Raw genomic sequence first — 11675 nt, forward strand, 5'->3', positions numbered from 1 at the left:
ACGCGCCGGTGCAGGCGGTCACAGAAGCAATCTGTTTCCTATTCGACCCTTGTTGTAGCTTACAGGTGTCAGCTAGACTGCGAACAGTTCAGGGGCTCATCCAATCAACGACAATGACCGGAAGCCACTGAGAACGTCAGGTTCCCAAGGCGGGGAGATAAGGATCGTCTTTTCGCGCTCGCTATTTCTCTGAGGACATTACCTATGTGGTACAACGGTCTCCTGGACCTTTCGGCCTGGCAGCTGGTGCTGGTCGTTCTGGCCATGACCCACGTGACCATTGTCAGCGTCACCCTGTATCTGCACCGCCATTCCGCGCACAACTCGCTGGATCTGCACCCCGTGCTGTCGCATTTTTTCCGTTTCTGGCTGTGGTTGACCACCGCCCAGAATACCAAGGAATGGACTGCCATCCATCGCAAGCACCACGCCACCTGCGAGACCGAAGAGGATCCGCACAGTCCGGTGGTCAAAGGCCTGAAGAAGGTGTTGTCCGAGGGCGCCGAGCTCTACCGGGATGCGGCCACGCCGGAGACCCTGGAGCGTTACGGTCAGCGCACGCCGGAAGACTGGATCGAGCGTAACGTCTACTCGCGCCACCGCATGGCGGGCATTGCCCTGATGGCCGTGCTCAATCTGGTGCTGTTCGGCGTGAATGGCATCTGGATCTGGGCGGTCCAGATGATGTGGATCCCGTTCTGGGCGGCCGGCGTGATCAACGGCATCGGTCACTATTTCGGCTACCGCAATTTCGAGTGTGCGGACAACGCCCGCAACATCAGCCCCTGGGGCCTGATCGTCGGCGGCGAGGAGCTGCACAACAACCACCACACCTATCCCAATTCCGCCAAGCTGTCGCGGCGCTGGTACGAAGTGGACATCGGCTGGGGATACATCCGCCTGTTCCAGTTCTTCAAGCTGGCCAAGCCCAAGGGCTACCGACCCATCGCGCACCGGGTGCCGGGCAAGCTGGATATGGATGTGGAAACCGTCCAGGCGATCGCCAACAACCGGTTCGACATCATGCGCCAGTACCGCAAGCGCGTGCTGGAGCCGGTGCTGCGTCAGCAGAAGACGGTGATGGAAGAGGACATCAAGCCGCTGTATCGGCGGGCGCGCAAACTGCTGTCACGGGAAGTGACCCTGATCCAGCCGCGCGACCAGAAACAGCTGGATTCCCTGCTGGAGCGCAACGCGGTACTGCGCCAGATCTACGACAAGAGCCACGAGCTGCAGGCCCTGTGGCGTCGCCGCGGCGTCAAGCCGCAGGACAAGCTGCACGCCCTGGCTCAATGGTGTCGTGAGGCGGAGGAGAGCGGCATCCGTTATCTCGAGGATTTCGCCGCGCACCTCAAGTCCTACGCCCTGCGTCCGGCCTAAGTCCGGGCGCGAGCACCCGGCGCGGGATCCCTGTGCCGGGCGTCACTTTCGCTTCACGGCACGCTTTCCATTCGGCTTTCTATTCGATGCGATACAGCCGGCAGCACACCTGACCGGCGGTTTTCTCGCGGTGCAGCGACCAGTGGGCCGGCACGCCCACGCCCGCCAGTTCCTTCTCGTGCTCCAGGTAGATCCAACTGCCCGGGCCCACCCAGTCGTTCTCATCAATCAGGGGCAGCAGGCGGCTGAGCCAGTCCTGGCGGAAGGGGGCATCCATCATCAGGATGTCCATCGGCGCCTCGGGGGCGCGCGCCAGGAACGCCGCCACATCCTCGCAGGCCACCTGGCCGGAGCGGCTTTTCAGCACGCCCAGGTTGTTGCGCAGGGCGTCTGTCAGGGCGCGGGTATGATCGACGAAGGTGACGTCGGCGGCGCCCCGCGACAGGGCCTCCAACCCCAGCACGCCGCTGCCGGCGAACAGGTCCAGGCAGCGGGCCCCGGGCACCACCGGCATCAACCAGTTGAACAGGGTTTCGCGCACCCGGGACGGAGTCGGACGCACCCCACCCACGGCGGGAAACGTCAGTCGCCGGCTGCGCCATTCGCCACCGATGATGCGGAGTTCGCCGGTCTCGACCGGTGCAGAGCGGCCGCCGCGGCGGGCAGAGCCGGATTTTTGGGACGTTTTGCGAGGCATGGATTGGCCCGGTTAGCGATGTCTTGAATGACGCGGGCCGTCGCCCGGCGCGGCCCGAATGAAGCGCAGTGTACCCAAAAGCGGCGCCGGTTTGGACGATCCTTGGCCAGGTCGCTAGAATACGCCGTTCTGATGGCGTGCGCCGCCCATCGGCGCCGCCCCTTCGATGTCTCACCTTCTTGACCGACGGAACTGCAATATGATGGCAGAGTGGATTATGACGGGCCTGCTGGCCCTGCTGGTTCTTGTGTTTGTGGCGGAGCTTGTGGGCAAGCGTCGGAACCTCCCGCGCCCCAAGGCCGTTCCCCAGCGCAAACCGGAAGCCCAGCCCGGTGCCGAGCCTGTCGAGGCGGAGCCATCGCAGGACGCCAAAGCCCCGGTTGAGACCGAAGAGCCGCCCGTCGCCGAATCCCCGGCAGCGGCGGAACCTGAACCGGAGGTCGAAGCCAGGCCCGAAGCGGCGCCCGAGCCCGTCGAGGAACCCGAGCCGGAAACCTCCGCCAGTGTGTTTCAGCGCATCAAGCAGGGCCTGGGTAAGACCCGCGCCAATCTGGGGTCCGGCCTGGCGGACCTGTTCTCGGCGGGCAAATCGGTGGACGAGGATCTGCTGGAAGAGATCGAGACCACCCTGCTGACCGCCGACGTGGGCATCACCGCCACCACCGAGATCATCGATTCGCTGACCGAGAAGCTCGAGCGCAAGCAGCTCAAGGACGGCGACGCGGTGCGCAAGGCGCTGAAGGACGAGCTGCGCGGCCTGCTGGCGGACAGCACCCAGCCGCTGACCATCGACGGCAGCAAGAAGCCCTACGTGATCCTCGTTGTCGGCGTCAACGGCGTGGGCAAGACCACCACCATCGGCAAGATGGCGCGCAAGTTCAAGGCTGAGGGCAAGTCGGTCATGCTGGCTGCCGGCGACACCTTCCGGGCGGCTGCAGTGGAACAGCTGCAGGTCTGGGGCGAACGTAACGATGTACCGGTCGTCGCCCAGCACACCGGGGCCGACAGCGCGTCGGTGATCTTCGACGCCGTGCAGTCGGCCCAGTCCCGCGGCACCGACGTGGTGATCGCCGACACCGCCGGGCGCCTGCAGAACAAGGACAACCTCATGAGCGAGCTGGAGAAGGTGGTTCGCGTCATGAAGAAGCTGGACGTCGAGACCCCGCACGAGGTGATGCTGGTACTGGATGCCGGAACCGGTCAGAATGCCCTCAGTCAGGCGCAGGTCTTCCAGCAGGCAGTCGGCGTGACCGGCGTGACCCTGACCAAGCTGGATGGTACGGCCAAGGGCGGCATCATCTTTGCGGTGGCCCGTCAGCTCAAGCTGCCGATCCGTTATATCGGCGTCGGCGAGCAGGCCGAGGATCTGCGTCCGTTTGAAGCCGAAGCCTTCGTCGAAGCCCTGTTCGACGAATAGGGCCCGCGCGGGAATTTGCCAGACAGGACGGACAGCCGTTGATCCAGTTTGAGAAAGTCAGCAAGCGCTACGAAGGGGGCCACACGGCCCTGCAAGGCGTCAGCTTTGAGATGGCCCGGGGCGAACTGGCGTTTCTCACCGGCCACTCCGGCGCCGGCAAGAGTACCCTGCTCAAGCTCATCACCCTGATGGAGCGGCCCAGCGCCGGCCACGTGATCGTCGGTGGCCAGCGTCTGAACGAACTGCCGCGCCGTCAGGTGCCCTTCGTGCGTCGCCATATCGGCGTTGTTTTCCAGAATCACCAGCTCCTGTTCGACCGGTCCGTGTTCGACAACGTCGCCATGCCGCTGGAAGTCACCGGCGTGCCGCACCGGGAGATCGGTCGTCGCGTGCGTGCGGCGCTGGACAAGGTGGGCCTGCTCAACAAGGAAAAGATGAACCCGATCCAGCTCTCCGGCGGGGAACAGCAGCGCGTGGGCATCGCCCGGGCCGTGGTCAACAAGCCGCCGCTGCTGCTGGCGGACGAGCCCACCGGTAACCTGGACCCGGAGCTGTCGGCGGACATCATGCACCTGTTCGAGCAGTTCAGTCAGGTGGGCGTCACCGTGCTGATCGCCAGTCACGACATTGCCCTGATTCGCCATATGGGGCGCCGCGTGCTGACCCTGCGTCAGGGGGAGCTGAACGTCGGCGACCGCATGCCGTCCGAAGAGGTGCTGTATGGCGTCTGAACGTCGCAACCGCGGTGCCGCCGCCAGCCGGTCGCCCTGGCGTGAGCTGCTGGAAAGCTACCTCCTGCACCATCGCAAGACCGCCCGCGACAGCGCCCAGCGCCTGGTCCAGTCCCCCGTGGCCAGCGCGATGACCTGGCTGGTCATGGGCATTGCCCTGGCCCTGCCGGTGGGGCTCCTGCTGTTGCTGAGCAGCCTGCAGGGCGTCAGCGCGGGCTGGGAAAGCACCGCGCGGGTAACGGTCTATCTCGAGCAGTCCGCCACGCTGGAAGACCTGGACCGGCTGCGCGTCCGCGTGGCCAGCCGGGCGGACGTCACCGACGTCAGTGAAATCACCCGGGACGACGCCCTGGCGGAATTCCGCGCCTCGTCCGGGCTGGCCGACGCCCTGGATTACCTGGACGAGAACCCCCTGCCGCACACCCTGCTGCTCACGCCCAGCGAAGGCATTCGCAACGAGGCCGGCATGGAACAGTTGATGGCGGCGCTCCAGAAGCTGGATAACGTCGCCCGGGTTCAGGTGGATCTGGGCTGGCTGCAGCGGCTCAATACGCTGACCGACCTGCTGGGGCGGGGCGTCTGGGCGCTGGGGCTGCTGCTCGCCGCGGCAGTGATCCTGGTGATCGGCAATACCATTCGTCTGGCCATCGAGAACCGCCGGGACGAGATTCTGGTGGCCAAGCTGGTCGGTGGCACCGACGCCTTTGTGCGTCGCCCCTTTCTCTATACGGGGATCTGGTATGGCCTGGGCGGCGGCATCATCGCTTTCATCCTGCTGCAGCTGACCCTTTGGTGGCTCAGCGGCCCGGTCCAGCGCCTGGCTAGCCTCTACCGCAGCGAATTTGAACTGTCCGGCCTGTCGTGGGACGGTACCCTGACGCTGCTGGTGGTGTCGGTCCTGCTGGGGTGGCTGGGGGCCTGGCTGGCGGTGAAGCGTCATCTGGATGCCATAGAACCCAGTCAGATTGAAGCAAGTCGTTGAGGCGTCGGTCAGAGGGGTGCCGGTGATCCATCCGTTTCGGGTTCACCGTATGGCGTCTTCACCGTTCAATGGTAGACATTAGAGAGAAGGGAAGCCGTCAAACGCGCTTTTATTTTGTAACCGACAGCGTTTGATTTTGGGCTAACCTACTGAATTCAAAAGTTTCATCATGCGTTGATTGGAACTTTGCGGCGGCTTGGCGATCAAAACATTGATTGCTATATTAATGGGTCGCCACGTTGCGGAGGAAAAGCATGGGTACAAGCTTACAGCTGACAGATCGAATGGTTCCGGGTGCCAATCTTGAGGCCTACATTCAGGCCGCAGGCCGCATCCCGATGCTGTCCGCCGCAGAGGAAAAGGAACTGGCCGAGCGCCTGCACCAGGAAAACGACCTGGAAGCGGCCCGTCGCCTGGTCATGTCTCATCTGCGCTTTGTGGTTCACATTGCCCGCAGTTATTCCGGTTACGGGCTGGCCCAGTCCGACCTGATCCAGGAAGGCAACGTTGGCCTGATGAAAGCGGTCAAGCGCTTCAACCCGGAGTATGGCGTTCGCCTGGTGTCTTTTGCCGTGCACTGGATCAAGGCCGAGATTCACGAGTTCATCCTGCGCAACTGGCGCATCGTGAAAGTGGCCACCACCAAGGCGCAACGCAAGCTGTTCTTCAATCTGCGTAGCCAGAAGAAGCGTCTGGCGTGGTTGAATCAGGACGAACTCAAGGCGGTGGCCGCCGATCTGGGCGTGGAGCCCAAGGTGGTTCGCGAGATGGAAGGTCGTCTGGCCTCCCAGGACACGGCGTTCGACGGTCCGATGGACGATGACGACGACCACGCCTACCAGGCACCGGCCTATTATCTGGAGGATCGCCGCGGTGATCCGGCCCAGCAGCTGGAGCAGTCCGACTGGACTGAGGACTCCAACACGCGCCTGATGAACGCGCTGACCGGTCTGGACGAGCGCAGCCAGGATATCCTGCGCGAACGCTGGCTGACCGAGAGCAAGTCCACGCTACACGAGCTGGCGGACAAATACGGCGTATCGGCTGAGCGGATTCGCCAGCTCGAAAAGAACGCCATGAAGAAGATCCGCATGCAGATGGGCGAGCCCGAGCCCGCCTGATCCGGCATTCCTGTCCGCGGTTAATCGAAACGCCACTGCCCGAAAGGTCAGTGGCGTTTTTGTTTTCCGGCTCCGGCAGGGGCGGCCGACTCCACAGCATGGTCCGGAATCCGCTATGATCCCGGTTATCCATTCGATCCGTGACGGCAAGATGTTATGAATCAACCGCATATCGCCTTCCTGGGGGTTGGCCTGATGGGGGCTCCGATGGTGGAGAACCTGCTCCAGGCCGGCTTCCCCATGACCCTGTGGAACCGCACCGCGAGCAAGTGCGAGCCGTTTGCCGCGCGCGCCGAGGTGGCGTCGACAGCGGCGAGCGCCGTGGCCGATGCCGACGTGGTGATCACCATGCTGGAGAGCGGCCCGGCGGTGGACGCCGTGCTGGTGGAGCAGGGCGTGATCGACGCGCTGCGGCCGGATGCGGTCGTGATCGATATGAGCTCCGTACCGCCCTCACTGGCCCGCGAGCACGCGGCCCGTTGCGCCGCTGCCGGCGCCGGATACCTGGATGCTCCCGTCTCCGGTGGCACCGTCGGGGCCGAATCCGCCACGCTCAGCATCATGGCGGGGGGCGAAGGCGCCGTGCTCGATCGCGTCCGTGCGGTACTGGAGAGCCTGGGCAAGGTGACCCACATCGGCCCGGCCGGCAGCGGCCAACTGGCCAAGCTTGCCAACCAGGCCATCGTCGGCATCACCATCGGCGCCGTGTCCGAGGCCCTGCTTCTGGCGGCCCGGGGCGGCGCCGACCCTGCAGCCGTGCGCGAGGCGCTGATGGGCGGATTTGCCGGCAGCCGCATCCTGGAGCTGCATGGCCAGCGCATGATCGATCGCCGGTTCGAACCCGGTGCGCCGTCCCGGATCCAGCTCAAGGACATGCGCATGATCCTCGATGAGGCCCGCGCCGAGGGGCTGACGCTGCCCCTGGCCCAGCGTACCCACGACGAGTACCAGGCGCTTCTGGCCAACGGCCAGGGAGAAGCGGACCACAGCGGCCTGCTGCTGGCCCTGGAACACCTCAACGGCGTCCGGATGACCGCCGCCGACCTGCCGCCGCGGGCCCAGGCCAACCGGGAGTAACATCATGCCGCGCTTTGCCGCCAACCTGACCCTGCTGTACCCCGAGTACCCGTTCCTGGATCGTTTCGCCGCGGCTGCGGCGAATGGCTTCACGGGCGTTGAATACCTGTTTCCCTATCCCTGGCCGGCCGCCGAATTGCGCCAGCGACTCGACGACCACCGCCTGACCCAGGTGCTGTTCAACCTGCCGCCCGGGGACTGGGATGGCGGCGAACGCGGCATCGCCTGCCTGCCGGACCGGATCAACGAATTCCGCGAGGGTGTGGACCAGGCCCTTGAGTACGCCCGGGCCCTGGAGTGCCAACAGCTCAATTGCCTCGCGGGCATCCGACCCGACGGCCTGGCCGACGACAAAGCCCGCCAGACGCTTGTGGACAACCTGCGCTGGGCGGCGCAACGGCTGGCTCCGGACGGCATCACGCTGTTGGCGGAGGCGATCAACTCGACCGTAGACATGCCGGGATTCTTCCTCGACACGGCCAGGAAAACCCTGGCGGTGCTGGCGGAAACCGGCGAGCCCAACGTCGCTTTGCAGTATGATCTGTATCATATGCAGATCATGTCCGGGGATCTGGTGCGCTCCCTGCGTCAGTATTTACCGCAGGTGGGCCACGTCCAGTTCGCTGACAATCCCGGACGCCACGAACCGGGCACCGGGGAAATCAACTTTGATTTTATTTTCAAAGCATTGGACGAAATGGGGTACAGTGGCTGGGTGAGCGCCGAATACCACCCCAGCCGGGACACCCCGGACACCTTGGGGTGGCTGAGAGCGTCGCCATGAGCTGACCGTCGCCAATTGCGACACCCTCTTACAAGATGTTAACTGGCTGTTTAATGTAGCGGTTCGTACTCTGTAGCCAATCCATTCACGCATAGCGGGAGGCCTGACCGGTGAGAGCGCTGGTAATTGAAGACGATCACGATGTAGCAACCTATCTGGTCAAGGGACTCAAGGAGTCCGACTTCGTTGTCGATCACGCCGCCGATGGCAAGGATGGACTCATGCTGGCGGCCAGCGAAGATTACGACATCATGATCGTCGATCGCATGCTGCCGGGAATGGACGGTCTGAACATCATCAAGACCGTGCGGGCCACCGGAAACAGCGTGCCGGTGCTGATCCTCAGCGCCCTGGGCGACGTGGACGACCGCGTGGAAGGTCTGCGCGGCGGCGGCGACGATTACCTGACCAAGCCGTTCTCGTTCACCGAACTGCTGGCCCGGATCGACGCCCTGGTGCGTCGTAACCGCCAGTCGCCGGAAGCCGAGACGGTGCTGCGCGTGGCGGACCTGGAAATGGATCTGCTGGCGCGAACGGTCAAACGCTCCGGCCAGAACATCGACGTGCAGCCGCGGGAATTCCGGCTACTGGAGTACCTGATGCGTAATGCGGGGCAGGTCGTCACCCGGACGATGCTGCTGGAGAAGGTGTGGGACTACCACTTCGATCCACAGACCAACGTGATCGATGTGCACATCAGCCGCCTGCGCGCAAAGATCGACAAGGAATTCGATACGCCGCTGCTGCAGACGGTTCGGGGCGCGGGATACATGTTGCGTGAAGATACTTAGTCAGCTTAAAACCTCCACGTTTCAGCTGGCACTGCTCTACATGGTGGTTTTTGCCACCTCGGTTTTCCTGTTGCTGGCGTTTATCTACTGGCGAACCGCCGGTTTCATGACCGAACAGACGGATGAAACCATCGAGGCGGAAATCGCCGGTCTCGCCGAGCAGTACCGGGGGCGTGGCATCAACGGCCTGATTACCATCATTCGCGAGCGGGTCTCCCGGGACCCGAACGCCAAGTCCCTCTATCTGCTGGCCACCGACGACTACCTCAAGCTGGCCGGCAACCTCAGTCACTGGCCGGAAGAAGCCCAGATCCAGAACGGCTGGATCAACTTCACGCTCGACGATGCCGTCGGCTGGGAAGGCTCCGAGCGCCTGGCCCGGGCGCGGGTGTTCGAGGTCCAGGGCGGCCTGCGCCTGCTGGTGGGCCGCGACGTCCAGGAGCTGACCACCCTCAAGCGCCTGATCGAACGCGCCATCAACTGGGGCATGGGCATCACCCTGGCGCTGGCCCTGCTGGGCGGCTTCATGATGAGCCGCAGCACCACCAAGCGCATTGAAGTCATCAACGCCATTTCCCGGCGCATCATGAACGGCCATCTGTCCCTGCGGATCCCCACCCGCGGCACCAGCGACGATTTCGACCAACTGGCCGAGAACCTCAACCAGATGCTCGACCGCATCGTCTACCTGATGGAAGGCATCCGCCACGTCTCCGACAGCATCGCCCACGATCTGCGCACGCCCCTGACGCGCCTGCGCAACCAGCTGGAGACCACGCTGCTGGCGGTGGACAACGACGAGGCCCGTGACCAGGCGGCCAAGGCCGTGACCGAGGCAGATCAGCTGCTCGCGACCTTCAACGCCCTGCTGCGCATTGCCCGTCTGGAAACCCGGGGTAACGCGGCCGACAAGACGGTGATCACTCTTGGTGAACTGGTGGCGGACGCCTGCGAGCTCTATGAAGCGGTGGCGGAAGACAAGGAGCAGACCTTCGAGCAGGCGATCCGCGAGGACGTGAAGATCGAGGGCGATCGCGACCTGCTGTTCCAGATGGTCTCCAACCTGATCGACAACGCCATCAAGTACACGCCGGAATCCGGGGACATCCGGGTGGCGGTGGATATTCAGGACGGCGATGCGGTGCTGGAAGTGGCGGACAGCGGTATCGGCATCCCCGACAGCGAGAAAGACAACGTCTTCCAGCGCTTTTACCGGGTCGGCAAGAGCCGATCATTACCGGGCAACGGTTTGGGGCTGAGCCTGGTCAGTGCGGTTACCGAGATCCATCAGGGCCGTATCGAACTGAAGGACCGGCGCCCGGACGAGGAGGAATTTCCCGGCCTGTCCGTGAACGTTTTCCTGCCGCTGTATCGCCCCATCAAGCGCAAGGCGCTGCGGGCCCAGGAGCAGGCCGTGACGTCGGCGGACAGCGAGGAGAAAGAGCCGGAAGCCGCGTCGGCGCAGGACGACGACGCGCACCTGCGCCAGACGTAAGGAGCCTCTGATTGGTTCCTGTTTACGCCTGAATGTTATCAGGCCTGCGCCCGACCACGGACCCGGTTGATCAGGTGCTCGACGCGCCGGAACTGTGAGCCGTAGCGGGCCTGCAGGCTGTCCCATTCCCCTTCCAGATGCTTCTGCTCGGCCATGGCCAGGGCAATCAGGGTGTGGCGGTTCACCTTGCTGGTGACGCCGAAACGGTCGAGTTGGTAGCCCACCGCATCAAGTCCGTTCAGGGCTGTGTCCAAAAGCTTCTTGCTGTTCATTCAATACACCTCGTGTTCCCGTATGGGCTGAAAGCTGAGAATCCCATTATGTCGCAGGACTCTATGTTGGCCTACTAGAGTGCTCAACCTAAAACGCGCAAAAGTTCCCGAACGGCGCTTAACAAAGCGTAATTGCCCGGCCACTTGGGTGTAACCCCGGCTGTGTAAACTAGAAACTGTCGAGTAAGCAATACCGGACGCGGAACGCTCCGCTGACGGTATTGTTCCCTCCAGCACAGCGCTAGCCTTAACCCCGCCTTTTGCGGGGTTTTTTTATGTCCAGGGAAAAGGTTTGACGAGGTCGTTGCAGGCGGAGGCGCCATGCAGCCTGGCGGCAGCTCAAAAGCTGGTATTGCCAGAGATGGGAAGCCTTGCGATGTAAGGCCTTTCAGTCACTCCGTATCCTGCACATACTCTATCGCCGTAATCACCCAGTAGGCCGTGCCGTTGGGCGTGTGCACTTCGGCCTCGTCGTCCACTTCCTTCTTGAGCAGGGCGCGGGCCATGGGCGTGTCGATGGAGATGTAGTCCTTGCGGTCGAAAATCTCGTCGTAGCCGACGATGCGGAAGCGGCGGGTGTCGCCATCCTCGCTTTCGACCGTAACCCAGGCGCCGAAGAACACGCGGCCTTCCTGTTCCGGGGCGTAGTCCACCACTTTCAGGTCCGACAGGGCCCGGCGCAGGTAGCGCACGCGCCGGTCGATCTCGCGCAGCAGTTTCTTGTTGTACTGGTAGTCGGCGTTCTCGCTGCGATCCCCCAGGCTGGCGGCCCACTGCACCTTGCGGGTGATCTCCGGGCGGTGTTCCCGCCACAGGTAGTCCAGTTCCTTCTGCAGGGCGTTGAAGCCCTCGCGGGTGATCAGTTTTGCGCGCATACCCTTTCGTATCCCGAGCGTTGTCGACCGGAGCCGTTGAAAACAGGCTCCAG

12 protein-coding genes are annotated in these 11675 nt (G+C 63.5%); 9 read left to right on the forward strand and 3 right to left on the reverse strand.

What is annotated here, in order from left to right:
- Window positions 1-204 precede the first annotated feature (204 nt).
- Window positions 205-1380 (forward strand): fatty acid desaturase, encoded by a 1176-nt coding sequence (locus GQB00_RS21495; RefSeq protein WP_165857749.1) that lies wholly within the window; start codon window positions 205-207, stop codon window positions 1378-1380.
- A gap of 79 nt (window positions 1381-1459) precedes the next feature.
- Here GQB00_RS21495 and rsmD read toward each other — a convergent pair whose 3' ends face one another.
- Window positions 1460-2077, reverse strand: coding sequence for a 16S rRNA (guanine(966)-N(2))-methyltransferase RsmD (gene rsmD / locus GQB00_RS21500; protein ID WP_165857750.1), 618 nt, complete (start codon window positions 2075-2077; stop codon window positions 1460-1462).
- Between the two features lie 199 nt (window positions 2078-2276).
- Here rsmD and ftsY point away from each other — a divergent pair, with 199 nt between their 5' ends.
- From ftsY to GQB00_RS21540, 8 genes are all read left to right on the forward strand, one after another.
- The gene (gene ftsY, locus GQB00_RS21505) at window positions 2277-3494 is read left to right on the forward strand and encodes a signal recognition particle-docking protein FtsY (RefSeq protein ID WP_165857751.1); all 1218 of its coding nucleotides are present in this window, start codon (window positions 2277-2279) and stop codon (window positions 3492-3494) included.
- Window positions 3495-3532: 38 nt separating this feature from the next.
- Window positions 3533-4225 (forward strand): cell division ATP-binding protein FtsE, encoded by a 693-nt coding sequence (ftsE, locus tag GQB00_RS21510; RefSeq protein ID WP_111498541.1) that lies wholly within the window; start codon window positions 3533-3535, stop codon window positions 4223-4225.
- The gene (ftsX, locus tag GQB00_RS21515; protein WP_165857752.1) at window positions 4215-5207 is read left to right on the forward strand and encodes a permease-like cell division protein FtsX; all 993 of its coding nucleotides are present in this window, start codon (window positions 4215-4217) and stop codon (window positions 5205-5207) included. Before ftsE ends, ftsX begins: the two co-directional genes overlap by 11 nt.
- Window positions 5208-5461: 254 nt before the next feature.
- Window positions 5462-6328 carry an RNA polymerase sigma factor RpoH gene (rpoH, locus tag GQB00_RS21520; RefSeq protein WP_111498543.1) on the forward strand — a complete coding sequence of 289 codons (867 nt, stop codon included), beginning with the start codon at window positions 5462-5464 and terminating at the stop codon, window positions 6326-6328.
- A gap of 156 nt (window positions 6329-6484) precedes the next feature.
- On the forward strand, window positions 6485-7405 hold the full coding sequence (locus tag GQB00_RS21525; RefSeq protein WP_165857753.1) for an NAD(P)-dependent oxidoreductase: 921 nt from the start codon (window positions 6485-6487) through the stop codon (window positions 7403-7405).
- Between the two features lie 4 nt (window positions 7406-7409).
- Window positions 7410-8189 (forward strand): hydroxypyruvate isomerase, encoded by a 780-nt coding sequence (hyi, locus tag GQB00_RS21530; RefSeq protein ID WP_165857754.1) that lies wholly within the window; start codon window positions 7410-7412, stop codon window positions 8187-8189.
- 110 nt (window positions 8190-8299) lie between these two features.
- Window positions 8300-8980, forward strand: a complete 681-nt coding sequence (locus GQB00_RS21535) for a response regulator transcription factor (protein ID WP_111498546.1) — start codon at window positions 8300-8302, stop codon at window positions 8978-8980.
- Complete coding sequence (locus GQB00_RS21540) at window positions 8967-10475, forward strand: sensor histidine kinase (RefSeq protein ID WP_228160730.1); 1509 nt, start codon at window positions 8967-8969, stop codon at window positions 10473-10475. Before GQB00_RS21535 ends, GQB00_RS21540 begins: the two co-directional genes overlap by 14 nt.
- A 38-nt stretch (window positions 10476-10513) precedes the next feature.
- Here GQB00_RS21540 and GQB00_RS21545 read toward each other — a convergent pair whose 3' ends face one another.
- Both GQB00_RS21545 and greB read right to left on the reverse strand, forming a co-directional pair.
- Window positions 10514-10747: a hypothetical protein gene (locus GQB00_RS21545; protein ID WP_165857755.1), complete on the reverse strand. Its 234-nt coding sequence runs from the start codon at window positions 10745-10747 to the stop codon at window positions 10514-10516.
- Between the two features lie 392 nt (window positions 10748-11139).
- A complete protein-coding gene (greB, locus tag GQB00_RS21550; RefSeq protein ID WP_111498548.1) occupies window positions 11140-11622 on the reverse strand; it encodes a transcription elongation factor GreB in 483 nt (160 codons plus the stop codon).
- Window positions 11623-11675: the final 53 nt, after the last annotated feature.

Source organism: Marinobacter sp. JSM 1782161 (assembly GCF_011421605.1).
GTDB classification, from domain to species: domain Bacteria; phylum Pseudomonadota; class Gammaproteobacteria; order Pseudomonadales; family Oleiphilaceae; genus Marinobacter_A; species Marinobacter_A bohaiensis.

Excerpts from the sequence above, each read along its gene's own strand:
- GQB00_RS21495 (WP_165857749.1), top strand. The coding sequence starts at position 205 with ATGTGGTACAACGGTCTCCTGGACCTTTCGGCCTGGCAGCTGGTGCTG.
- rsmD (WP_165857750.1), bottom strand. The coding sequence starts at position 2,077 with ATGCCTCGCAAAACGTCCCAAAAATCCGGCTCTGCCCGCCGCGGCGGC.
- ftsY (WP_165857751.1), top strand. The coding sequence starts at position 2,277 with ATGATGGCAGAGTGGATTATGACGGGCCTGCTGGCCCTGCTGGTTCTT.
- ftsX (WP_165857752.1), top strand. The coding sequence starts at position 4,215 with ATGGCGTCTGAACGTCGCAACCGCGGTGCCGCCGCCAGCCGGTCGCCC.
- rpoH (WP_111498543.1), top strand. The coding sequence starts at position 5,462 with ATGGGTACAAGCTTACAGCTGACAGATCGAATGGTTCCGGGTGCCAAT.
- GQB00_RS21525 (WP_165857753.1), top strand. The coding sequence starts at position 6,485 with ATGAATCAACCGCATATCGCCTTCCTGGGGGTTGGCCTGATGGGGGCT.
- hyi (WP_165857754.1), top strand. The coding sequence starts at position 7,410 with ATGCCGCGCTTTGCCGCCAACCTGACCCTGCTGTACCCCGAGTACCCG.
- GQB00_RS21545 (WP_165857755.1), bottom strand. The coding sequence starts at position 10,747 with ATGAACAGCAAGAAGCTTTTGGACACAGCCCTGAACGGACTTGATGCG.
- greB (WP_111498548.1), bottom strand. The coding sequence starts at position 11,622 with ATGCGCGCAAAACTGATCACCCGCGAGGGCTTCAACGCCCTGCAGAAG.